Raw genomic sequence first — 23778 nt, forward strand, 5'->3', positions numbered from 1 at the left:
ATGAACGATTTCTGGCAACACTGTTCCGCCTTGCTGGAGCGCGAGCTTACGCCCCAGCAGTACGTAACGTGGATCAAGCCGCTGGCACCGCTCGCCTTCGATGCCGCTGCAAATACGCTCAGCATTGGCGCTCCTAACCGCTTCAAGCTCGACTGGGTCAAAAGTCAGTTCGCCGGGCGCATTACCGATATGGCGCGCGATTTCTGGCATGCACCCGTTGAGGTTCAATTCGTGCTTGATCCCAAAGCCGGGCCGCGCGGCCCCAGCACTCCGGCTCCCGCACGCCCGGCCCCTACTCCGGCGCAAGCGCGCCAGGCCGCAGGCGAAGCCGCACTTGATGCAGCGCTTGGCGCGGTTCAGTCAGCCCAAGCTGGACGCTTTCAGGACGGCGCGCAGAGCCATTCAGCCGATCTGGACTTGCCCAGCCTCGACGCCCACGAAGCCGCAGCGGCGCGCCGCACATGGCGTCCCGGCTCAGGCACCGGCAGCGGAGAGAACGACTCAATGTACGAGCGCTCCAAGCTGAATCCCGCACTGACCTTCGACAACTTCGTCACTGGTAAAGCTAATCAGCTGGCACGAGCAGCGGCTATCCAGGTGGCCGACAACCCCGGCATCTCCTACAACCCGCTGTTCCTGTATGGCGGAGTCGGCTTGGGCAAAACCCACCTGATCCACGCCATTGGCAACCAGTTGCTGGTAGACCGGGCCGGTGCCCGGATTCGCTATATCCACGCTGAACAATATGTGTCGGACGTCGTGAAAGCCTATCAACGCAAAGCCTTCGACGACTTCAAGCGGTACTACCATTCGCTCGACCTGCTGCTGATCGACGATATCCAGTTTTTCTCTGGTAAATCCCGCACGCAGGAAGAGTTTTTCTATGCGTTCGAAGCACTGGTGGCGAACAAGGCCCAGGTCATCATCACCAGCGATACCTACCCCAAAGAAATCTCTGGCATCGACGACCGGCTGATTTCGCGCTTCGATTCCGGCCTGACCGTCGCCATCGAGCCGCCCGAACTTGAAATGCGCGTGGCCATCCTGATGCGCAAAGCGCAATCAGAAGGCGTGAACCTGTCCGAAGACGTCGCGTTTTTTGTCGCCAAGCATTTGCGCTCAAACGTGCGTGAGCTTGAAGGCGCGCTGCGCAAAATTCTGGCGTACTCAAAATTCCATGGCCGCGAGATCTCAATCGAGCTGACCAAAGAAGCGCTGAAAGATCTGCTAACCGTGCAAAACCGGCAGATTTCCGTAGAAAACATCCAGAAAACCGTCGCCGACTTCTACAGCATCAAAGTTGCCGACATGTATTCCAAAAAACGGCCAGCCAATATCGCCCGGCCGCGTCAGATTGCGATGTATCTGGCTAAAGAATTAACGCAAAAAAGCCTGCCTGAAATCGGCGAGCTATTTGGCGGACGCGATCACACCACCGTGCTGCACGCGGTACGCAAGATCGCCGACGAACGCAGCAAGGATGCCCAGCTCAACCACGAGCTACACGTGCTGGAGCAAACCCTCAAAGGCTGAGCGGGCGCATCGCCACCTGCCGGACTGTATATTTCGCCGCGCGCCCTCATTTCAGAGGAAGCGGTTTTATTTTGAGGCACAATACCGGTTTATCCGTCTGGCGGGCGTGAACGGGCTATATGGGCAAGCCGCATAAGCAGGCTGCATAAGCGGGCTTCACGTCATGACTGGCGCGGCATAGCGTGGCGCTGGCGGGAGGCTTGGGCCACGCGCCATTATTTCTGCCGTGCAAGACGCACAGGCCGTCACATCAACGAAGGAATTTTATGCAACTGGTCAAGACCGAACGCGATAACCTCCTCAGGCCGCTGCAAACCGTCAGCGGCATTGTCGAACGCCGCCATACGCTGCCGATCCTCGCCAATTTGCTGATTACCAAGAACGGCCCTGATGTGTCGTTCCTCTCCACCGATCTCGAACTTCAAATCACCACCCGCGCTGATTTCGGCGTGGGCGGCGAGACCATCGCCACCACCGTGGCTGCACGCAAGCTGCTCGATATTCTGCGTGCCATGCCCGATGGCCAGGTCACCCTGACATTGTCCGACAAGCGTTTGACGGTGCAATCCGGTAAAAGCCGCTTCGCGCTGCAAACGCTAGCCGCCGACGAATTCCCGACTCTCGCCCAGGCCACCGAGTTCGGAGCCAGTCTCGCGGTACCGCAACGCACATTCCGCCAATTGCTCGGCATGGTTCATTTCGCCATGGCCCAGCAAGACATTCGCTATTACCTGAACGGCATGCTGCTCGTCGTAGACGGCGACCAGTTGATGGCCGTTGCCACCGACGGCCACCGCCTCGCGTTTTCGTCGATGAAAATTGAAGGCGCGTTTGCACGTCAGGAAGTCATCATCCCGCGCAAAACCATCCTTGAATTACAACGCCTGCTGGAAGACATCGACGATCCATTAAACATCGACGTCGGTGCCACCCAAATCAAGTTCACCTTCGGTCAGGTCGAACTGGTGTCGAAGCTGGTCGAAGGCAAGTTCCCGGATTTCCAGCGGGTCATTCCGAAGTCGCACAAGAACATGTTCCTGATTGGCCGCGACGAATTGCAGCGCTCACTCCAGCGTGCTGCGATTTTGACCTCCGACAAGTTCAAGGGCGTGCGCTGCATCGTCGAGCCAGGCCAGTTGAAAATCATGTCGACCAATGCGGATCAGGAAGAAGCCCAGGAAGAACTGGAGGTTGCCTATGACGGCGACAGCGTCGATATCGGGTTCAACGTCACGTATCTGCTCGACGTGCTGGCGAACCTGAAAGTCGACATGCTGCAAGTCAGCCTGGGCGACGCCAGTTCCAGCGCGCTCATTACCATTCCCGACAACGAAGAATTCAAATACGTTGTCATGCCAATGCGCATCTGACGCCATCGACACCACGAACACACCAAGGGGCACAGCGCCCCTTTGGCGTTTTTATGGCGTTTTGAAAAGTCCCGAGCAGTATTGAAGTTGTCACGCAGAACCGGAAAAAATCCATGACTGAAACGAACCACACACAACCCGACAACAGCTACGGCGCTTCGTCCATCCAGATTCTTGAGGGTCTGGAAGCGGTGCGCAAACGGCCCGGGATGTACATCGGCGATACGTCGGATGGCACTGGCCTGCATCACCTGGTGTTCGAGGTGCTGGACAACTCAATTGACGAAGCCCTGGCCGGCCATTGCAACGACATCCAGGTCGTCATTCACGCCGACAACTCGATCTCCATCGCCGACAACGGCCGCGGCATTCCTACCGGCATCAAGCGCGACGACAAGCACGATCCAAAGCGCAGCGCCGCCGAAATCGTGATGACCGAACTGCACGCTGGCGGCAAGTTCGACCAGAACAGTTACAAGGTATCCGGCGGCCTGCACGGTGTTGGCGTGTCATGCGTGAACGCGCTATCGGCCTGGCTGCGCCTCACCGTGCGCCGCGACGGCAAAAAGCATTTCATGGAGTTTCACCGTGGCGTGCCGCAAAACCGGGTAATCGAAACCGTGGACGGTGAAAATCTCTCACCGATCCCGGTCACAGGCGACACCGAGAAACGCGGCACCGAAGTGCACTTCATGGCCGACGACACCATTTTTGGCAATGTCGAATATCACTACGACATCCTCGCCAAGCGCATCCGCGAACTGTCGTTTTTGAATAATGGCGTGCGAATCCGCCTGACCGACCAGCGCACAGGCAAAGAAGACGATTTCGCTTTTGTTGGCGGCGTGAAGGGCTTTGTCGAATACATCAACAAGAACAAAAGTGTTTTGCACCCGAATATTTTCTACGTCACTGGCGAGAAAGACGGCATCGGCGTGGAAGTAGCCATGCAATGGAATGACAGCTACAACGAGAACGTGCTGTGCTTCACCAACAATATTCCCCAGCGTGACGGCGGCAGCCACCTGACCGGCTTGCGTGCAGCGATGACGCGCGTGATGAACAAGTACATCACCGATCACGACATCGCCAAAAAAGCAAAGATCGAAACCTCCGGCGACGATATGCGCGAAGGCTTGTCGTGCGTGTTATCGGTGAAAGTGCCTGAGCCAAAATTCAGTGCCCAGACCAAAGACAAGCTGGTGTCATCCGAAGTCCGGGCCCCCGTTGAAGACGTGGTAGCCAAGGCGCTCGAAGAATTCCTGCTCGAAACACCAAACGACGCGAAGATCATCTGCGGCAAGATCGTCGACGCCGCGCGGGCGCGCGATGCAGCTCGCAGAGCACGTGAGATGACCCGGCGCAAAGGCGTGCTGGACGGCGTAGGGTTGCCGGGCAAGCTCGCAGACTGCCAGGAGAAAGATCCGGCCAAGTCCGAAATTTATATCGTCGAGGGCGACTCGGCAGGCGGCTCAGCCAAGCAAGGACGCGACCGTAAATTTCAGGCCATTTTGCCGCTACGCGGCAAGGTGCTGAACGTCGAAAAAGCGCGCTACGACAAGCTGCTGTCATCGGAACAGATCGTCACGCTGATTACCGCACTGGGCTGCGGCATCGGCAAAGACGACTACAACCTCGACAAGCTGCGTTATCACCGCATCATCATCATGACCGACGCTGACGTCGACGGCGCACACATCCGCACGCTGCTGCTGACGTTCTTCTACCGCCAGATGCCCGACATGATTGAGCGTGGCTATGTCTACATCGCCCAGCCGCCGCTTTATAAGGTCAAAGCGGGCAAGGATGAGCGTTATCTGAAAGATGGCAGCGAGCTGAACGCCCACATGTTGCGACTGGCGCTGCAAGGCTCCGAATTGATTGCCACTGAAAACGCCACGCCTATTGCAGGCGATGCCCTCGGAGAACTAGCGCGCTCGTATCTGCTCGCACAAGCCGTGGTGGAACGTCTCAGCCGCCTGTATGACTCAAGCGCGCTGGAAGCCATCATGGATGGCGTGACGCTGGATATTTCAAGTGAAGCCTCAGCGCAGGCTTCCGCTGAAGCACTGCAGGCAAAGTTGCGTAGCAATCCGCTGAAACCGGAAGTCAGCGTTTATCCAACCTACGACCCCGTGCGCGAAGCACGCTCATTGCGTGTGGAGCGATATCACCATGGCAACGTGAAGGTCTCGGTGATCGACGAAGACTTTCAGTTATCCGCGGATTATCAGCAACTGATTAACACCGCGAATACGTTCAAGGGCCTCATTGGCGAGGGTGCGCTTATCAAACGCGGCGAGCGCAGCATGGCGGTGGGCGACTTCAAGAGTGCGATGAAATGGCTGCTTGCGGATGCTGAGCGCAACGTGTCCAAGCAACGCTATAAAGGCCTCGGTGAAATGAACCCGGCCCAGCTCTGGGAAACCACCATGGACCCGAACGTCCGGCGTTTGCTGCGCGTGCAGATCGAAGATGCGATTGCAGCTGATGGCATTTTCACGACGCTGATGGGTGATGATGTTGAACCACGCCGGGCATTTATTGAATCGAATGCGTTGCGAGCTGGGAATATTGATGTTTGAGGGTTAAGGGTTGGTGTAGGGTGCCAGCATCATCAAAAAAACACCCCAACACCCCGCCCACCCGACAAAAACGCTCAAAAAAAATCCGGCCCAACGGCCGGATTCAAAACAAGAAAAAACCTACCTCATTTTAGGCCGGTCGTACTGCACCGGCACCGTGACACTTGCACCGCTCAAACGGCTGGCAAGCACCGCGCGGGCCTTAACCGCGTCGGCAAAACTGCCAAAGCGCAGGCTGCTGATACGAGTGGTGGGGTTGTAGGTCGCGGCAGCAACGCGTGGCAGCGCTCCTGAATCAGCTACCGTCTTTACCAAGTTCGGGTCGATTTGTCCGACCAGAACTTCGTTCGCATTACGTCCCACCACACCCCGGTCATTCACCACCCAGGTTTCATTGCTGCCATATCCACTCGCGCTTTTCGCAGCAATCGCTGGGGAAACGATCTGAAAACTTTCCTGGCCCAGTTGCACCGGAGCACCGCTAACGAAAGCTTTGCGTTCTGAGGCGCTGAGTTGCGTGCCTAGATCAAGAGGGGTAGCGGCGAACACCGGTGTCAGGCCAAGCGTCAGGCAGAGCGTGGCGACAAAACGGATGCAGGTCATAACGGTTTCCTAAATGTTTGCATGTTTAAACGCGGCCCAGGATACGGTATTCCACAGTCAGTGGACTAGCCGCAGATGGAGTGGCGAGGCAAGCGCCAGCAGCGCTGGCGATCGGAGTGCCACTGACGAGGAACACTTCCCAAGTGCCTGCCTTAGCTTCGCCAAAAAAGGCGTAGCTGGATAAACCATATTGTTTGGCCAGCCTGTCGCCAGTTTTGTAATAGATGTTGTAGGGCACCGAGAGTGCCGACACCGTACCGGCGGGGGATTTAACGAATACACCTACGCTGCCCACACACAGCGGGCCCGACAGGCGCAACTGCAGTGCATCCACCTGGCCTGCACCACTAACGTTGATCGTGCCAAGACGGGTGACCCGGCCGTAATTCAACGAGGTAACAGGAGGAAATGCATTGCTGAAAGCGGGAATATTCAAAGCTGCACTGCGGTAGCTAGTGTAGTTTTTGGCCATGGTCACAGCTGCTGCTGCATCGGCCAAGCCAAAGCCGTAGGCGTTGGAATAAGCGTATCCAGCACCATTGGTCTGCCAGCCATATTCCACGCGAGCAGTGGTGGTGCCATCCATCAAATCAGCACTGCCGCCTACTTTGGTGCTGGTGAAAGTGCCGCTAGTCAGATCTAGCAGCATATTGCGGTTGCTCCGCTCACCGTAGGTGGGGTCAATCTTTCTGGCCGTGGCACGCAAAATCTCACGCACATCGCGCCACGTGAGTTTCGGGTTGGCTGACAGCATCAGGGACACCACGCCGCTGATCGTGGGCGTGGCCGCAGAAGTGCCATTCAGCATGCTGTAGTCACAATTGGCATTTTCTTTCTTGCCATCACGGACGGTCACGCCTCGGCGGAAATCAATGAACGATGCGCTGAGCGAACTCGTATTTTCGCTAGAGCCACGGCTGCAGCCCACCAGGTCGGTGCTGAAAATCGTGGGACCTGTGCCACTCTGGCCATGGCTTCCACCGTTGGCGAATTCCCCGCCCAGGCCAGTAATCCAGTTCACCGAGCCAACACTGGAATAGCTGGATTTCATGCCATTCGCGTTGGCTGCGGCCACACTGATCACGTTCGATTCCAGCGTCTCGGTGTCGTGAGCCGGATTTTCGCAACTCAATGCCCCCTGGACGCCGGCCGGACAATCGCGGCGCGTCGAGGCCTCGCTATTAAATTCGTTGCCTGCAGCCTTGAGATACACCAGACCCTTGCCGCCACGCAGATTGGGGAACGCACGGATAGCGGTTTGTTCGGCTGAAGCCGAATCGGTTTCGAAACTAGGCGGGCTGTAGGGATTAACGCCATAAGAGGCATTGATCAAGTCGGCGGAGCTGGACCAGGGCGCGCCGCCATAGGCTTCCGTCGTGGTGGGGGAACTGTACGTAAAAAAGTTGGTGCCCCCCAGAATCACTCTCGGTGCAATCCCCATGACTCCTTTACCGTTTTGTGCCGCGCCGATGATGCCCGCTACGCCCGTGCCATGGGCAATGTCATCGGGAGCAATAAGGTAGGTCATCGCGGCATCCACATTGGCCGCCAGATCTTCGTGATTAACGTCGATACCGGAGTCCAGCACCAGTGCGCGCACGTTTTGACCTTTGATCCCGGCCAGGTGCGCAGGCTCGACATTCAAGTCACTGCCACCCTTAGCCGTGGAAAACGCACTAAAAAAACTCTCGATCAGTTTGAGTGCCCATTGATAGGTATAGAGCGGCTCGGTACTGCCCGTTTTACAGGCATAGGCCACATCCACCCCTGTTTCAGCACAAGCAACTGGAACGGGTGGAGGAACCGGATCCGGTGGGACAGGATCGGGTGGAACTGGATCCGGTGGGACAGGATCAGGCGGAACCGGCTTCGGTGGAACGGGATCCGGTGGCACCGGCTTCGGCGGAACAGGATCAGGTGGAACCGGCTTCGGTGGAACGGGATCGGGTGGCACCGGCTTCGGTGGAACGGGATCCGGTGGCACCGGTTTCGGCGGAACAGGCTTCGGTGGCACCGGCTTCGGCGGAACGGGCTTCGGAGCAGGGTTGGGTTGTGGCGCAGCGTCACTGCTATCGCCACCACCGCCGCCGCAGCCGGCCAGAATGACCAGTGCCATCACCCCAAAAATTCTAGAAACTTTACGCATACAACATCCTAAAAAAACGGTCGCGCCAAGAAACCCGAAAAATCAGGGGCGCGATATTGAAGCTCATTAATTTTCAACGATGGCTGAGGCTCAGCCTATCCAGGCACAGAGCCCGGCAGAAACACTGGCCGTATTGCGGAGAACATCGCGCTTTATCGAGAAAGGCCGCTGATTTAACTAGTTCGCCAATAGTTTTCGATCGGGCTTTCAGCCTCATCAACGAATCATGAATGCGGCATCAGCTCTTGCCAGCAAAGCGCTAAAACGGAAATAACCGGCAATCAGCGGGAGAAAAACAAATCCAGTCCAACAATATAATGAGATAAAAACCGATTGAAATTTAACCGCGAAACATTATCACGATTCCATAGCCATATCCGTGAAAATTATCAAATTTTCCTCAATTAATTTTGATATTCGTCTATCTTTTAATAAATCGTTATTTTCAACATATCTTGATATTTATTCGGCGACCCAATATTTCAATACGGCATTATCTTTTAATTATTTTTGATATTAATGTGCTGCTACCGCATTCACATCGCGTTACAACCGCCGCAGCGGCCTAACATCTTTTGCCTCGACAGCGGCAGAGCAGCCTCATAGATTAGATCTCACGGCCCAGCCGCGAGAAGCAGCAGACCGGGCCGGATCACAGACACCTCAACCACGCAGGCGAGCCTTCGTGAATCAAGCATCGCTGAGAATGAAGTTCTGGCTGGCGAGCGCGCTCATCGCAGCACTGCTGCCACTCGCCCATGGCCAGTGGCCACGGCCGCCCCGCGCTGACAGCGGGCTCTGGAACAACCCTTCGCGCACGGTTATCACTGGCTTTAGACCCGTCATCGCAGAACGCACTCCAGCCCACGAACACCCCACTAACGAGCTGCCACGAGTCCGCACCAACACCATCCGTCATGACGTGACGCGCTACAACAACGAACGCGGCCGGGGAAACAACCCGCAATCGGCTACCGAGGCTGTGCCGCATACGCGTGATCGCCCTCCCGCCCCGCCTCCTTATCGTCAGCATTAGCCCGCATTAGCCCGCATTAGCCAGCATTAGCCAGCATTAGCCAGCCATGGCCGTTCCCGGCCTGAAGCACGTGCGCGAAACCCCTCTGCCATTCCAGCGCCTCTAGCATCAATCCCCCCAGCAAATCGCCGCCCATCGTTATACCGGTCATAAGCTGCACTATTTTTTCCCGGAAAAATGGTCCGTAAAGATTGCCCCCTGTGGCAATGGCGATGGCAATAACGATGACCGTGCTCGCACTCACGCAAGCCAAAGCAGCCACCAAGGTGTCCCCCCAATTACGGCGTCACAACGACGCACACGACGCACACACTGTGTCAAAAAACAGAACAGGAGACTGTATGAAAGTCCCATGCTGCGGCGCGCTCCAGGCCGCTCTCAAGGTCTGCGCTGTCGCTAGCCTGCTGGCAGGCGTCTCGCCAGGATTCGCGCAATCGAGCGTCCAGCTTTATGGCCTGGTGGACGAATGGGCTGGCGCGGAAAAACTGCCTGGCAGCGAGCGCGCATGGCAAGTATCTGGCGGTGGCATGTCCACTTCGTTCTGGGGCCTGAAGGGCACGGAAGATCTGGGCGGAAGCTATAAAGCGGTATTCGCGCTGGAGAGTTTTTTCCGTGCAGAAAGCGGCCAGTACGGGCGCTTCACTGGCGATACCTTTTTTGCCCGCAACGCTTACGTCGGGATTGATTCGCCCTATGGCCGCCTGATCGCTGGCCGTCTGACCACCGAGCTCTTTCTCTCAACCATTCTCTTCAATCCGTTCGGCGACTCTTATACCTTTTCGCCGATGGTCTATCACACGTATCTTGGGCTCGGCACTTTTCAGCCCTACATCACGGATCAGGGCTCGGTGGGTGATTCTGGCTGGAGCAACGCGGTGCAATACTCCTCGCCCGGTTTCAATGGCTTGAACCTCAATGCGATGTACGCAATGGGCAACTCAGCCGGACAAAACAGTGCGAAAAAATGGAGCGCGCAATTGAATTACGCCCGAGGGGCATTCGCGGCTACCGGGGTGTTTCAGTACCTGAATTTCAACAGCACGCCCGGCGACCTGACAGGGCTCGTCACCGGCCTGAAAAGCCAGAGCATCGCGCAACTCGGTATGACCTACGATCTGGCCTTCGTGAAGCTGTACGGCCAGTACATGTACACAAAAAACGATCAGGCAGAGCAAGGTAGCTGGCATGTCAACACTGCCCAGGGCGGGGTCGCCATCCCTGCCGGGCCAGGCAAAGTGCTGGCGTCCTACGCCTGGTCGCGTGATGGCGGCGGGCTCGACCAGACCCGTCAAACCTGGGCTATCAGCTACGACTATTCGCTATCGCCGCGCACCGATATCTACGCGGGTTATCTGAACGACCATCTCAGCGGTCAATCGAACGGCAACACCTTCGGCGCCGGCATCCGCTCCCGCTTCTGAACCCCAGCGCGCACTTGCTGCGCCCAATCATGCCGTGCAAAAAATTGCCGCGCGTGGCCCGGAAAGAGCCACGCGCGGCAATCAGTGCCATGTCAGCGCACCCTGCAGCTAATCAGTTTTTCCCGGCAGTCTCTGCGCGTAACGCCGCCGTTGTGCCGCGCACATCGCGCCACGCAGGTTGCTGCGCGAAATGCTCACGCAGATAGCCCACCAGCGCGCTGATCTGGTCATCGTTCAAGCTATGACGAAAACCAGGCATATAACCCAGGTCGCTTTTCGCCGGATGGGTAACGCCATCGAGGATCGTGCGAATCAGGTTATCGGGACGCTCGGCATGGAGGTTCGTATTGAACGCCAGTGAAGGTCGCACGCCAAACAGGTGCGGTCCGCTGCCATCGTGGTGGCACGCCATGCAGGCGCTCGAGAAAATACGGGCACCTTCTCCCGTCACCGGTTGCATGCGGCCGTAGGTTTGCGCCCGCAGCTCGGCCGCACGTTTGACCTGTGCTTCAGCGTCTGGCGGCTTTTTGCCGAACGAGGCCAGATAAGTCGCCAGGGCATCCAGATCATCTTCTGGCAAGCCGGACACACCGTCGATCACGGGTGCCATCGGCCCGCCTGCAATGCCGTGCAAAGGCGTGAAGCCTTGCCGCAGGTAGCTGCTGAGATCAGCCTGGGTCCATGGAATCGGCGCAGGCGAAGCCGCGTTCAGCGCGGGCACATCCCAACCGTCAGCCACGCCGCCACCAAAATGCGCCGCACCGCCGCGCTCCGCGCCCAGAAAATTACGCGGCGTATGACATGCGCTGCAGTGTCCGAGACCTTCCGCCAGATAAGCGCCGCGATTCCACTCGATGCTCTTGCTGGGGTCATTCTTGAGCGGCCCGCTCTTGTGAAACAACAGATTCCAGCCCGCCATCAAGTAACGCTGGTTAAACGGGAATGGCAACTGCGTAGCGGGCGTGGGCTCATTCACCGGCTTCTGGCTCATCAGATACGCGTAGAGCGCCTTCAGATCGTCATCGCTGGTGTGCGTAAACGCGGTGTACGGAAACGCGGGGTAAAGATGCCGGCCTTCGCGGTCGATGCCGTGGCGCATCGCCCGTTCAAACGCTTCATATGACCAACTGCCGATTCCGTGTTGCGGATCGGGCGTGAGATTGGTGCTGTAGATCGTGCCGAATGGCGTGGCAAGCGGACGCCCCCCCGCATTACGCGCCCCGCCATCGCGGGTATGGCACACCGCGCAATCGCCCAGCGCTGCCAGGCGCTGACCCAGCGCAATTTGTGCGGAATCGAAACGCACGGCGGCCGGCGGCGTGATCGGCGCAATGCGTGGCTGCCAAACCAGGGCGATGCCACAGGCGATCAGCAAAGCAAGGCAAACGATGCTCCAGAGAACTTTGTTTTTGGTTTTCATGATTAAAAAGAAAGTGCTGCGGGCGCGTGCTTCCGTGACAGAAGCGCGCGCCAGATTCAGGCAGGGTTGTGCTGTTGCAAGGCAGCCTTGACGCGCTCAGGCGTGAAAGGCACTTGCCGCAGACGCACGCCTGTGGCATCGAAAATCGCATTGGCAATGGCTGCTGCGCTCGGCACGGAGGCGGATTCGCCTGCACCCATTGGTGGCTCGTCGGGACGATCGAGCATCACGACGTCAATCTCCGGCAAATCAGGGAAACCCAAGATGGGATAACCGCCCCATTCAAGACTCGTCACGGAGTGATCGTTGAACGTCGCAAATTCATGCAGCACCCGGCTCAGCGACTGGATCACATTGCCGTGCACTTGATGACGCACGCCGTCGGGGTTAATCATGCGGCCGCAATCGTGACCCACCACGACCCGCGTCACCTTCACCGCGCCAGTCTCTGGATTCACTTCGACGTCGGCCACCCAGGCAGCCCACGCCGCGCCAAAGCCTGGAAACTTGCTATGGAAGTAACGTGCATAAGCCATGCCGCGCCCTTTCAGCACGCCGCCCTGACGTGCTTGCGGGTTCGGTGACGGGCGTGGCGTCCAGCCCGCACGCTGGGTCACCGCGTGAATCAGCGCCAGCGCCCGGGCATCGTCCAGATAGCGCAAGCGAAACGCCAGCGGATCAGCCCCCGCCAGGTGCGCCAGTTCGTCGATATAGGACTCGTGCGCAAACACGTTGGGCAGCGCCGAGACCCCACGCATCCACGAAGCCCGCACGATTGGCGCGGCATCGTTAGCGACCACGCGCATATGCGGATAGTGGTACTGCGGAATCGCAGTACGGTCGCCCATCGGCGCGATTTCAGGTTTGGCATCCACCGTACCGGTCAGCAGCAACGCTAGCGTCGGTGCGCCATTCGATGGATAACAGGTGCCAAAGTCATAGGCCGCAACTTCGTGATTCGCATTCAGTCCGCCACGAACTTCGATCAGCTGTGCTGTGCCTTTCGGCTCCCAGCCATGCTCCTGCTCACGCATCAGTTGCACCCGTACCGGGCGGCCCACCACGCGGGACAGCAGCACGGCATCGGCACAGACATCGTCAGCGCCATTACGCCCATAGCATCCGGATGCTTCCATCCGCACGATGTGCACTTCTGCTTCATTGCGCTTGAGCAGCTTCGCCAGATCGGCACGCAGATCATGGGGATTTTGGCTGCCGGACCACACGTGTACTTCGTCATCCTTTACATCAGCCAAGCCGCATGACGGGCCAATCGATGCATGCAGGTGATACGGCCAGACGTAAGTGGCGTTCAGCGGTTGCGCTACGGTGCCCAGCACAGCTTCAATCTGTGCGTCGTCCTGCAGCATGCGAGGATTTTTCGGATGTGCTTTCAGGGTTTTTTCGAGGCCATCCAGGCTCAGATCAGGCAACCCTTTCCATGGCTGCCAGTGCACCTTCAGTTGGCGCGCGGCGCGAATCGCCTGCTCCTCACGCTCAGCGACCACGCCAACGAAGTCGCCCAGCACCACCACTTTGACCAGCCCAGGCAGCCCCGCCACCGACTGTAAATCCACCGAGATCAGGCTCTTGCCAATCGGCGCGGTGTTATCCACGCCGGTATAAGGCGGGCGCACGACGCGGCCATGCAGCATTCCAGGCAGCCGCATGTCGTGGACATACGTGAGCTGGCCAGTGAGCTTGGCGGGGATATCGACGCGCGGCACCGGCTGGCCGACGATGCGGTAATCCTTCACCGGTTTCAGCGGCGTCTTGCCATCGAGGTTCAGGTTGAAACGCTGACCTTTGACCAGTTCGCCATAGCTGACGGTTTTGCGCGTGCCATGCTGGGCCGACACCACTCCATGGCTCACGCTGAGTTGCTCTGGGCTCACGCCAAAACGCTGGCCAGCCTGTTCCAGCAAAAAGCGCCGGGCTTCCGCGGCTGCCTGGCGCAATGGCACGGAGGTCACCTGAATCGTTGCGCTCGCAATCGTCGGCCCCTGGTTCGGCGTGCGGCTGGTATCTCCCAGAATCATCTCGACCTGATCGAACGCCACATCCAGTTCTTCCGCCACGATTTGCGCAAGCGCCGTGCGCACCCCTGTACCCAGATCAACGTGACCATTGAACGCCGTCACGCGGCCATCTGCGGCAATCGCAATGAACGTGTCCACCTGGTCAAGCGGCAGATCGCGCGCGGCGGATGGGCTTTGGCTGGCCAGTGCGGCCGCCAGCGGTGCGGGCAGATTGAGCGTAACCAGCAGCATGCCGCCAGCCTTGAGAAAAGAGCGACGGGACAACGAGAGCGCGCTCATGAGCTGACCTTCCCCGGGGTGCTGCGCGCGTCGCGCAGCAAGACCACGGCACGGCGCACCGCGTTGAGAATTTCGACGTGTGTGCCGCAGCGGCACAGGTTATAAGCCAGCTCCTGACGAATCTCAGCTTCAGTCGGATTGGGATTGCGATCGAGCAATGCCTTCGCGGTCATCACCATGCCGTTGATGCAGTAGCCGCACTGCGCCGCCTGTTCGTCGATAAAAGCTTGCTGCACCGGATGCGGTTGCGCCGCGTCACCCAGGCCTTCGAGCGTCGTAACGGCATGGCCAGCAGCCGCAGACACCGGCATGACGCACGAACGCGTCGCCACGCCATCGACGATCACGGTGCAAGCACCGCATTCGCCCAGACCACAGCCAAACTTGGGGCCGTTGAGCGCCAGGTCATTGCGCAACACATAGAGCAGCGCGGTATCGGGCGCGACGTCGACGTGTCGAGTCTGACCATTGACGGTCAGCGTGAGAGTCGTATTCATGTAGGGTTCCCCCTTGCTCGGCGTGTGACGGCGGGACGGCAAGGATTGGTATCAGTTGTGTTGTATCGCTTCCAGCCGCCACGGCCATGCAACGCAGGCTGGTTCGTTTAGCGGGACAGAATGTCGGCAGCGCAGCCCTCGGCAGACCCATCTACGGCCCGCTCGGCAGCTTCGACGGCAGGGATTCTATCCACCGGCGTCAAACGAACATCCTGAAAATAGAGGCGGAAAAATTGCTTCGCTAACCCAATGATTTATCGGGTTGGAGAATTTTTCCTGAGGGATGGTGCTGCGATTGGTGCTGCGATTGGTGTGATGGGCTGCCGGTGCAGCTAGCGAGTCAGGCCGCGCTGAGCACAGCTGGCTAGACGTGTAATTTGAAATGGAAGAGTCTTGCCAGCGGCAATCGTGAACCAAACAACAGCGAACCGGGTTGAGCATGTGCTTTTATTTTTACTTTTACTTTTGCACGCCCCACCCATTGATGCGGTGACGGGCCACTCTCCGTCACCCGCTGCGCATCAGCAGCAAACCGCCATCAGTGACGAATTCCCAGACGCGCTTTCGCGGCGTCATATTCGCGTGTCAGGCGTGCGACCAGTTCGGCGACGCTTGGCACGTCATCCATCAGGCCGACCCCTTGGCCCGCACCCCAGATATCTTTCCAGGCCTTAGCTTTGTCGCCCGCAAAATTCATCCGGGTCTTGTCGGACTCAGGCAGCGCATCGGGGTCTAGCCCCGCGTTGACGATGCTCTCGCGGATGTAATTGCCATGCACCCCGGTAAACAGATTCGTATAAATAATGTCGGCCGCATTGGCCTGCACGATGGCCTGCTTGTAGCTTTCCACTGCATGGGCTTCTTTGGTCGCAATGAAACGCGTGCCCATATACGCCAGGTCCGCCCCCATTGCCTGAGCCGCGAGAATCGAGCCGCCATTGGCAATGGCCCCCGAAAGCACCAGTGGGCCATCAAAGATACGGCGCACTTCGCCTACCAGTGCAAAAGGCGAGGTCGAACCCGCATGTCCCCCCGCCCCCGCCGCCACCAGAATCAGCCCATCCACACCTGCCTCAAGCGCCTTTTGCGCATGACGCAAATTGATGACATCGTGCAGCACGATGCCGCCATAGCTATGCACCGCATCGACAATCTCTTTCGCCGGTGCCCGCAAGCTGGTGATGAAAATCGGCACGCGATGCTCAACGCACACACGCACATCATGCTCAAGCCGCTCATTCGACTGATGAACGATCTGGTTCACGGCAACGGGACCAATCACGGCATCGGGATGCGCGGCCTTGTGCTCGGCCAGCGCGGACTGAATCTGGGTAAGCCAGAGATCGAGTAGTTCAGGCGGGCGCGCATTAAGCGCAGGAAACGAACCCACGATGCCCGCCTTGCATTGCGCCAGCACCAAATCGGGATAACTGACGATGAACATCGGGGAAGCCACAACGGGAAGCGCAAGATTCTGCAGAACGGCAGGCAGGGCCATGGCGCAAGTCTCCTGAATAAATGGGCTGGCGTATGAACGACGCCCAGCGGGGATGAGTGGAATGAGTGTAGCGAGATAGCGTTCGGCCAGATGACAGGTAGCGGCATGAAGCGGTGCAACGCAGAGGCGCTCGTTTGCGAACGATCGTTCGATTATAGGCGTGCAGCCTGGGCCAGCTAATGCTGCGTCATTGGAGGGAGTGTTCAGGTTCTACGCCCACGCCAGCGATTCGTCCGCCGCGCTCCTACAATGCGCACTCCAGCACGGGTCAAAGCGAGGCAGGAATGTCATTCGAGAGCTTTACACCGTTCAGCATCGCCGCCAACGGCGTCGAGATTTTCGGCGTCAAGGGCGGCACCGGGCCCGCCTTGCTGCTACTGCATGGTGCGCTGCAAAGCCACCAGATCTGGGCTCAACACGCCACCGAACTGGCCCGGCACTTCACCGTGATCGCTACCGATTTGCGCGGCTATGGCGCATCGGCCAAACCGCGTAGCGACGTTGAGCACGCGGCTTACGCCAAACGCGCGATGGCCGCCGACCAGATCGAGTTGATGCGCCAACTGGGTTTCGAGCGTTTTTTGCTCTGCGCCCATGGCCGGGGCACGCACGTCGCCCAGCGCATGGCGCTGGATTACCCCGATGCGATAGAACGTTTGATGCTGCTTGATGCCGTCCCCGCACTGGCACTGTACGGGGGAGTCAACCAAACCATCGCCACGGCTTATTTCCAGTGGTTTTTTCTGCTTCAAGCCGCACCGGTTCCAGAACGCTTGATTAGCGCCGACCCCGAGGCTTATTTCGCCGGCGTCAGACACCAGCAAGCCGGACTCTTGTCAGCCACTCCGGAAGCACTCGCTGCCTGGCAGCAAACACTGCACCATGACAGCGCCGTACATGCGATGTGCGAGGACTTCCGCGCCTCAGCGACGCTTGATCTCCGACACGAACGAGATGACCTGGAACGCGGACGCAAGATCGCCTGCCCGCAACGCATTCTTTGGCACCGCGATGGCACGCTTGAGCGCTGCTTTGCACCACTGGATGAATGGCGCCGGGTTGGACGCGATGTCAGCGGACGAGCGCTGCCAGACCCACACATCCCCCCAGAACAAGCAGTAAACGAACTTCTGGCTGAAATGCTGTTGTTTTTCGAGACAGACGGCGATAACCTGCCCGCAATCTGCTAAAAAAGCGGACCGAAGAAAAAATACGCCGCATGGCCGCCGTCAACGCGGCACATTGTGTGCATGAGAGGGCCCAATCCATGCGTTAAAGATGCAATCAAACCGTGCAGTTGCACACATTCAAATGAAAAATGCACTGTACTCAGCAACTTCTTCTCAACTAAGAATGTCATAAGACAATTCCTAGTCACCTTCATCGCTTACATCAAGCTTAAAGACGATCGGAGTTCTGTCTCATGGACCATTTACAGTCGATGAAAGTATTCGTCCGGGTGGCTGATCTGGGCAGTTTTGCCCGCGCCGCCAGTTCGATGGATATCTCCAATGCCGTGGCCACACGCCACGTTGCTGACCTGGAAGGCCGCCTTGGCACTCGGCTGCTGAACCGCACCACGCGCAGCCTGTCGCTGACTGAATCAGGCCAGGTGTATATCGAACGCGCCCGCCAGATTCTCGATGAGCTGGAAGACGTCGAACAAATGGTGGTAGCGCGCAATCACGAACCCGTGGGCACACTGCGCCTGGTGGCACCTGTGGTATTCGGCCTGCATAACCTCGCGCCGGTCCTCCAGACCTACATCGAGCAATTTCCGAAAGTCGTGCCAGACGTGACGCTGGTAGATCGCCAGGTGGATCTGGTGGAAGAAGGTTTCGACATTGGCATCGTGATTGCCCGGCAAATGCGCAGCGCGAGTATCGTGACACGCCGCCTGACAACCGGTTGCATGACGGTCTGTGCCACCCCTGGCTACCTCGAAACCCATGGCATGCCAACCCGCCCCGAGCATTTACTGGAGCATCCGTGCCTGAGCCTGCCATCGGAGTACTGGGGTGACGAGCGCGTCTTCACCGGGCCAGATGGCGAGGTGCGCGTGCGGCCATCGAACGTAATTGCGGCCAACAACACCGAAATGCTGCGTCAGTTCGCGCTGCTCGGCATGGGCATTGCGATCCTGCCAAGCTACCTGATCGGCCAGGACATGACGCAAGGCAAGCTGGTCCGCCTGCTCGGCAATTACCGGCTGCCGCAAGTCGAGATCAACATCGCCTATCCAAGCCGACGTCACCTGCCCGCCAAAGTACGAACCTTCATTGACCATCTGGTCGAACATTTCGGCCAGACGCCGAATGGTTTGCTAGGCGAACAATGGATCAAGGACGGTATGGTCCATCCAGGCCTCGGAGCAGCGCACAACCCGGGCAGCCCGGTGGCACCGGCTCAGGCGGCATTCGACAACACGGGGGCCGAATCCGGGCAAGCTGAGCACGAACAGCCGTTGACGCCGACCCCAGCGCCGAAAAAATCTGCGCCTTCACGGGTGGCCGCTGTTTCGTCGCTATAGCGAAATGAGTTGGGTAGATACCAGGCGCTGGCGTGTATTGCGGGAATAGGCCGCTATAGGCCGCTCAGGCAGCACTCAGCACCACTCAGGCAGCGGATAGAAAACCAGCACTGCGGCGCAGCAGCTTCCGGGCAATAAAAAAGCACGATACGTGGCGACACGTACCGTGCTTTTTTTATCGGCCAGCGTGCGAACCAGGCAGCAATCGTCCAGTCACTGCCAGGTCCGCCACCTTCGCATCAAGAGCCCGTCTTGCGCGCGACGGCCTTTTTCGCCGGCACTTTTTTCGCTGCGGTAGTTTTTTTCGCAGCGGCTTTTTTAGCCGGTACCACGCTGGCCGCTACCTCTGCGTCATCGCCTTCTGCCGCACTGGCCTTCGCCGCAGCTTTGGCCGAAGGCGCTTTTTTCTCGAACTCAAAGCCGATCTTGCCGTCGCCCTGCTTCACCAGAAACGCCTTGAAGTTACGGCCAGTACGCGATGATTTGAAATTTGTCAGCAAATCAGTTCGCCCTTCACCTAGCAGCTTAGCCATCTGCTCGCGGGCGATTTCCTGTTGCAGGATCACTTTGCCGGAACGGAAATCGCAGGTTTTAGGATTGGCCACCGACTTTTCACAGACGTAGCTCATGCCATGCTCAAACACATTCGACTGGCATTTTGGGCACGCCCCCACGGGTTGCTGTGCAGAAAAGTCGGGCACTTCACCGTCCTCTCCTCCCGCATCCTGACCAAAATCAAACCCGAGCTTGTAGTTCTTGATTTCGTCGTCGAACGTCAGCTTCAGGATCGCGGAAAATGGCCGCCCCATCTTGCTACGAAACCCTGAAAGCGGCCCAATCTCTTTCTTTTGCAGCAACTCTTCAGCCTCGGGAATTTCAAACTGACGGCCGCCAGGAATCTTCGAAATCGAAAATTCGCACTTGGTGCAGGCAAAGCGCCGGTAGTTCTCTTTCACCTGGCCACCGCAATGAGGACAGGGCGTCTGGAGCGTCGCGTAGTCGCCCGGGATCGTGTCCGAATCGTATTCTTTGGCACGCTTAACGATGGTTTGGGTCATGCGGGCAATTTCCTGCATGAACGCATCGCGTTGCAAATTGCCGCGCTCCATCTGCGACAACTTGTATTCCCATTCGCCGGTTAACTCAGGTGCCGTCAGCTCTTTTACGCCAAGCCCGCGCAGCAGCGTCATCAACTGAAACGCCTTGGCCGTTGGAATCATCTCGCGGCCTTCGCGGACCAGATATTTTTCGCCCAGCAACCCTTCGATAATCGCCGCACGCGTGGCTGGTGTGCCCAGCCCCTTGGCCGCCATGGCTTCGCGCAGTTCGTCATCTTCGACCAACTTGCCCGCGCCTTCCATCGCCGACAGCAGCGTGGCTTCGTTGTAGCGCGCAGGCGGTTTGGTCACCAATTGCTGAGCCGCGATCTTGTCCGTTTTGACCTTCTCGTTTTTCTGCACCGCAACCAGATTGGCATCTTCTCCACTGGTTTCCCGGCCATAAACCTGCAGCCAGCCCGGCTCAACCAGCACCTTCCCTTCAGTCTTGAACTGATGCCCCGCCACCTCAGTGATACGCGTAGTGACCTTGTATTCAGCCGCCGGGAAAAACACCGCCAGAAAGCGTTTGACCACGAGGTCGTACAGCTTTTGCTCCGGCTCAGACAAAGCCTTGGGGGCCTGCAACGTCGGGATGATAGCGAAGTGATCGCTGATCTTTGAGTTGTCGAAAATCCGCTTGTTCGGCTTGACCCAGCCCCGGTCCAGCACCTGCTTGGCAAACGGCAGATAGTTGTTGCTTTCCTTGAGCATATCGAGCGTGCCGCGCACGGTATCCAGATAGTCCTCCGGCAGAGCGCGAGCATCGGTACGCGGGTAAGTCAACACCTTGTGCTTTTCATACAGCGCCTGGGCCAGGCCCAGTGTGTTTTTGGCCGAGAAACCGAAGCGTCCATTGGCTTCACGCTGCAAGCTGGTCAGATCGAACAGCGCAGGCGACAGTTGCGTAGAGGGCTTTGATTCTTCGCTGACCACGCCAATCTGGCCACGACAGGCGGCCACAATGGTTTCAGCAGCAGGCAAGCTCCACAACCGCGAATCGCGCTTTTCTGGATCAAACTCATCACGCTTGAATTTTGGGTCGTACCAGCGGCCTTCGTAAAAACCCGCGGCACAAACAAACTCAGCCTTCACTTCCCAGTAATCACGCGGCACGAAACGGCGAATCTTCTCTTCACGCTCAACCACGATCGACAGCGTCGGGGTTTGCACCCGGCCCACGGTCGTCAGGAAAAAACCGCCGCCCTTACTGTTAAACGCCGTCATCGCCCGCGTGCCGTTGATCCCCACCAGCCAGTCGGCCTCGGAGCGGCAGCGTGCGGCGTCAGCCAGCGGCTGCATATCCTGATCGCTGCGCAAATGGGCGAAACCATCACGAATTGCGGCCGGAGTCATGGATTGCAGCCACAAACGCTGAACCGGCTGTTTGGCTTTCGCGTGCTGCGCGATCAGGCGGAAAATCAGCTCGCCTTCGCGCCCCGCGTCACAGGCATTAATCAGGGCATCGACATCTTTGCGCTTGAGCAAGCGCGTCAGCACTTTTAAGCGCGATTCGCTTTTTGCAATCGGGTTAAGGTCGAAATGCGGGGGGATCACGGGCAGATTGGCGAAACTCCACTTGCCGCGTTTGACTTCGTATTCTTCTGGCGCGGCAATTTCCAGCAGATGGCCCACCGCTGAAGAAAGGACGTAATCGTCGCTTTCGTAATAGTCGTCATGCTTGGTAAAACCACCCAAAGCGCGTGCGATATCGTTCGCAACAGAAGGCTTTTCGGCAATGATGAGTGCTTTGGACATGACTGGATGTGAGTTGGGAAATCGGGGGTTTTTACTGCGGGTTTGCAGCCCCAGCATAGCTGGCCCCAGGCGAGCAACCCTGGTTGGCTATCTGTTAACGACCGCTTTATAGCACACGGCGCTACAACGGCGCGTGCCAGCAAATAAAAAGGGGCAAGTGATGCCAGCGGGTTTGCCTGAGCATCCGGTTAAGGCAGGTTACGGCGCCATGTGATGACTGTATTACGCGCTTCAATGGGGCCATCCCTGCGCTGAGTGATGCTCCGGCACCCGCGCTACGGCACCAGCGCCAGGGCAGGCCGCAGCTTCGGCGCCCCTACCACACGGGGCAGCGCGCTCAGGTCGACCAGCATGCGTTCGATGATCGCTGGCTGAGGCAGCACCATGCCAAAAAAGCGCGTGACTTCTGCATCTTCGATCAGGATCGTCGGGAAATTCTCCACATCGAGGTCATCGAAACGATCCGCGTGGGTTTCGATATCAATCCAGATAAAACAGATGGCGGGATGACGCTCGGCCAGTTGATTAAACATCACCTGGTAATCGCGGCATGTACCGCACCAATCGGCGCATAAGCATGCGACGAACAATGTTTCGGGATGCTTGACGCGCTCGGCGATCCGGTCCGAATCGGTGTCGAGGTTCAGCGCGGGCATGGGTGGTCCTTACAAGCTTGAGACGAAATAAATGTGGCGCGAATGTAGCACGGTGAATTTACCTATGAGTGTGCGTCCGGGCATAGCGTCCTCCCGGCATCAATGTCAAATGCCCCGCCAGTTCAAGCAACAGCAGCGTGCTTTGCAGCGTGGGACCGGAAAGGCCCGTGCGTGCCACCAGCGTCTCCAGCGGAGCAGGGGCATGGCCCAGCGCATCCAGTAGTTGCAAAGCGTCCGGTGGAAGGCTGGCAAGGTTCTCCGCCGCTGAAAGAGGCTGAACGCCAGCATGCAACCCCGCCTGCGAGCGGGCACGCGCAGTTCTCACGGTTTTGCCTCGGCTAGCAACTTCCTTAATGGCGGTGGCGGTGGCAGCGGCTGTGGTGGCAGTGGCTGCGGCCTGCCCGGACGTAGCCAGCCCCCATTCCTCCATCACGTCTTGTGGCGTTTCGACCAGCTTCGCCCCTTGCTTAATGAGCTGGTGACAGCCACGCGAAAGCGGTGCGTGAATCGAACCCGGTAACGCGAAAACATCGCGCCCCATTTCATTGGCGAGCCGCGCGGTAATCAGCGAACCCGAACGGATCGCGGCCTCAATCAACAACACCCCACTCGCCAGCCCGGCGATCAGCCGGTTGCGCTGCGGAAAGTGCGCCGCACGCGGCGGCGTGCCCAGCGGCCATTCCGAGAGAATCACGCCCGTTGACGCGATCTCGCTGGATAGCGCCAGATGCGAGGCGGGATAAACGATATCGGCCCCCGTCCCGATCACCGCCACGGTGCCACCGGGCCCAGCGAGCGCCCCACGATGAGCCGCGCCATCAATACCAAGCGCCAATCCGGAGACCACCGCAAGCCCAGCCCTGGAAAACTCCCCCGAAAACCAGAAGGCATCGCTAATCCCCTGTGCCGTTGCATTCCTGCTGCCAATTACCGCCACGCTTTTGCGCTGCAGCAGTTCGATACGCCCCTTGGCGTACAGCAATGGCGGCGGATCAGCCATATTGAGCAGGGCGGGTGGATACGCGGGATCGGCTAAGGTCAGCAGCGCATTCCCAGGCGTCGCGCACCATAGGCATAACGCCTCGACGCGGACGTAAAAATCCGGGCCAGGCTCGTTGAGCACGGCCCTCGCGGTAGCAACACTGGTCGCGCTAGCCAACGCCGCAAACGATTGCCCGAATATCGCATCCGGCAAACCGAACAGCTCAAGCAAGGTGCGCACTGCGGCAGGCTTCAGCCCTGCCGCAGTGGAAAGCCGCAACCAGGCGGCCAGCTCGGTTTCAGTCAACGGCAGGGTTTGCATATAGATC

At 58.4% G+C, this 23778-nt stretch carries 18 protein-coding genes; 8 read left to right on the forward strand and 10 right to left on the reverse strand.

The genetic code is table 11. From position 1 onward, the window contains the following. From dnaA to gyrB, 3 genes are all read left to right on the forward strand, one after another. A partial coding sequence (gene dnaA, locus GH656_RS00005; protein ID WP_153074008.1) for a chromosomal replication initiator protein DnaA occupies positions 1 to 1533 on the forward strand: 1533 nt, incomplete at its 5' end. A gap of 266 nt (positions 1534 to 1799) precedes the next feature. Continuing rightward, positions 1800 to 2903 (forward strand): DNA polymerase III subunit beta, encoded by a 1104-nt coding sequence (gene dnaN, locus GH656_RS00010; RefSeq protein WP_153074009.1) that lies wholly within the window; start codon positions 1800 to 1802, stop codon positions 2901 to 2903. 113 nt (positions 2904 to 3016) lie between these two features. Then, positions 3017 to 5488 (forward strand): DNA topoisomerase (ATP-hydrolyzing) subunit B, encoded by a 2472-nt coding sequence (gyrB, locus tag GH656_RS00015; RefSeq protein ID WP_153074010.1) that lies wholly within the window; start codon positions 3017 to 3019, stop codon positions 5486 to 5488. A 120-nt stretch (positions 5489 to 5608) separates the two neighbouring features. Here the strand turns inward: gyrB and GH656_RS00020 are convergent, their stop codons facing one another. Continuing rightward, the gene (locus GH656_RS00020) at positions 5609 to 6091 is read right to left on the reverse strand and encodes a hypothetical protein (RefSeq protein ID WP_153074011.1); all 483 of its coding nucleotides are present in this window, start codon (positions 6089 to 6091) and stop codon (positions 5609 to 5611) included. 25 nt (positions 6092 to 6116) lie between these two features. Next, positions 6117 to 7850, reverse strand: coding sequence for a S8 family serine peptidase (locus GH656_RS00025; RefSeq protein ID WP_246184162.1), 1734 nt, complete (start codon positions 7848 to 7850; stop codon positions 6117 to 6119). Positions 7851 to 7903: 53 nt separating this feature from the next. Between GH656_RS00025 and GH656_RS17945 the strand changes: the two genes are divergently transcribed. Together GH656_RS17945 and GH656_RS00030 are read left to right on the forward strand one after the other, a co-directional pair. Next, the gene (locus GH656_RS17945; protein WP_246184163.1) at positions 7904 to 8197 is read left to right on the forward strand and encodes a hypothetical protein; all 294 of its coding nucleotides are present in this window, start codon (positions 7904 to 7906) and stop codon (positions 8195 to 8197) included. A 725-nt stretch (positions 8198 to 8922) separates the two neighbouring features. Then, a complete protein-coding gene (locus tag GH656_RS00030) occupies positions 8923 to 9273 on the forward strand; it encodes a hypothetical protein (RefSeq protein WP_153074012.1) in 351 nt (116 codons plus the stop codon). Between the two features lie 16 nt (positions 9274 to 9289). On the opposite strand, the gene GH656_RS00035 is transcribed toward GH656_RS00030, so the two are convergent. After that, positions 9290 to 9538, reverse strand: coding sequence for a hypothetical protein (locus GH656_RS00035; protein ID WP_153074013.1), 249 nt, complete (start codon positions 9536 to 9538; stop codon positions 9290 to 9292). A 76-nt stretch (positions 9539 to 9614) separates the two neighbouring features. Here GH656_RS00035 and GH656_RS00040 point away from each other — a divergent pair, with 76 nt between their 5' ends. Further along, on the forward strand, positions 9615 to 10694 hold the full coding sequence (locus GH656_RS00040; RefSeq protein WP_153074014.1) for a porin: 1080 nt from the start codon (positions 9615 to 9617) through the stop codon (positions 10692 to 10694). Positions 10695 to 10806: 112 nt separating this feature from the next. Here GH656_RS00040 and GH656_RS00045 read toward each other — a convergent pair whose 3' ends face one another. From GH656_RS00045 to GH656_RS00060, 4 genes are all read right to left on the reverse strand, one after another. After that, a complete protein-coding gene (locus GH656_RS00045) occupies positions 10807 to 12114 on the reverse strand; it encodes a cytochrome c (protein ID WP_153074015.1) in 1308 nt (435 codons plus the stop codon). A 56-nt stretch (positions 12115 to 12170) separates the two neighbouring features. Next, positions 12171 to 14432 (reverse strand): xanthine dehydrogenase family protein molybdopterin-binding subunit, encoded by a 2262-nt coding sequence (locus GH656_RS00050; RefSeq protein WP_153074016.1) that lies wholly within the window; start codon positions 14430 to 14432, stop codon positions 12171 to 12173. Then, on the reverse strand, positions 14429 to 14929 hold the full coding sequence (locus tag GH656_RS00055; protein ID WP_153074017.1) for a (2Fe-2S)-binding protein: 501 nt from the start codon (positions 14927 to 14929) through the stop codon (positions 14429 to 14431). Before GH656_RS00055 ends, GH656_RS00050 begins: the two co-directional genes overlap by 4 nt. 538 nt (positions 14930 to 15467) lie before the next feature. Beyond that, positions 15468 to 16427, reverse strand: coding sequence for an NAD(P)H-dependent flavin oxidoreductase (locus tag GH656_RS00060; RefSeq protein ID WP_153074018.1), 960 nt, complete (start codon positions 16425 to 16427; stop codon positions 15468 to 15470). A 284-nt stretch (positions 16428 to 16711) separates the two neighbouring features. Between GH656_RS00060 and GH656_RS00065 the strand changes: the two genes are divergently transcribed. Both GH656_RS00065 and GH656_RS00070 read left to right on the forward strand, forming a co-directional pair. Beyond that, complete coding sequence (locus GH656_RS00065; RefSeq protein WP_153074019.1) at positions 16712 to 17617, forward strand: alpha/beta fold hydrolase; 906 nt, start codon at positions 16712 to 16714, stop codon at positions 17615 to 17617. A 233-nt stretch (positions 17618 to 17850) separates the two neighbouring features. Next, complete coding sequence (locus GH656_RS00070) at positions 17851 to 18957, forward strand: LysR family transcriptional regulator (RefSeq protein WP_153074020.1); 1107 nt, start codon at positions 17851 to 17853, stop codon at positions 18955 to 18957. Positions 18958 to 19196: 239 nt separating this feature from the next. Here GH656_RS00070 and GH656_RS00075 read toward each other — a convergent pair whose 3' ends face one another. From GH656_RS00075 to dprA, 3 genes are all read right to left on the reverse strand, one after another. Further along, positions 19197 to 21812, reverse strand: coding sequence for a DNA topoisomerase III (locus tag GH656_RS00075; RefSeq protein ID WP_153074021.1), 2616 nt, complete (start codon positions 21810 to 21812; stop codon positions 19197 to 19199). 275 nt (positions 21813 to 22087) lie between these two features. Then, on the reverse strand, positions 22088 to 22468 hold the full coding sequence (locus GH656_RS00080; RefSeq protein ID WP_153074022.1) for a thioredoxin family protein: 381 nt from the start codon (positions 22466 to 22468) through the stop codon (positions 22088 to 22090). A gap of 58 nt (positions 22469 to 22526) precedes the next feature. Further along, the gene (dprA, locus tag GH656_RS00085; protein ID WP_153076491.1) at positions 22527 to 23771 is read right to left on the reverse strand and encodes a DNA-processing protein DprA; all 1245 of its coding nucleotides are present in this window, start codon (positions 23769 to 23771) and stop codon (positions 22527 to 22529) included. Positions 23772 to 23778: the final 7 nt, after the last annotated feature.

The organism is Paraburkholderia bonniea (genome assembly GCF_009455625.1).
GTDB classification, from domain to species: Bacteria; Pseudomonadota; Gammaproteobacteria; order Burkholderiales; family Burkholderiaceae; genus Paraburkholderia; species Paraburkholderia bonniea.

Bases quoted from the DNA above. Each gene is read 5' to 3' on its own strand.
- dnaN (WP_153074009.1), top strand. From the start codon at position 1,800: ATGCAACTGGTCAAGACCGAACGCGATAACCTCCTCAGGCCGCTGCAA.
- gyrB (WP_153074010.1), top strand. From the start codon at position 3,017: ATGACTGAAACGAACCACACACAACCCGACAACAGCTACGGCGCTTCG.
- GH656_RS00020 (WP_153074011.1), bottom strand. From the start codon at position 6,091: ATGACCTGCATCCGTTTTGTCGCCACGCTCTGCCTGACGCTTGGCCTG.
- GH656_RS00040 (WP_153074014.1), top strand. From the start codon at position 9,615: ATGAAAGTCCCATGCTGCGGCGCGCTCCAGGCCGCTCTCAAGGTCTGC.
- GH656_RS00045 (WP_153074015.1), bottom strand. From the start codon at position 12,114: ATGAAAACCAAAAACAAAGTTCTCTGGAGCATCGTTTGCCTTGCTTTG.
- GH656_RS00050 (WP_153074016.1), bottom strand. From the start codon at position 14,432: ATGAGCGCGCTCTCGTTGTCCCGTCGCTCTTTTCTCAAGGCTGGCGGC.
- GH656_RS00055 (WP_153074017.1), bottom strand. From the start codon at position 14,929: ATGAATACGACTCTCACGCTGACCGTCAATGGTCAGACTCGACACGTC.
- GH656_RS00060 (WP_153074018.1), bottom strand. From the start codon at position 16,427: ATGGCCCTGCCTGCCGTTCTGCAGAATCTTGCGCTTCCCGTTGTGGCT.
- GH656_RS00065 (WP_153074019.1), top strand. From the start codon at position 16,712: ATGTCATTCGAGAGCTTTACACCGTTCAGCATCGCCGCCAACGGCGTC.
- GH656_RS00070 (WP_153074020.1), top strand. From the start codon at position 17,851: ATGGACCATTTACAGTCGATGAAAGTATTCGTCCGGGTGGCTGATCTG.
- GH656_RS00075 (WP_153074021.1), bottom strand. From the start codon at position 21,812: ATGTCCAAAGCACTCATCATTGCCGAAAAGCCTTCTGTTGCGAACGAT.
- GH656_RS00080 (WP_153074022.1), bottom strand. From the start codon at position 22,468: ATGCCCGCGCTGAACCTCGACACCGATTCGGACCGGATCGCCGAGCGC.
- dprA (WP_153076491.1), bottom strand. From the start codon at position 23,771: ATGCAAACCCTGCCGTTGACTGAAACCGAGCTGGCCGCCTGGTTGCGG.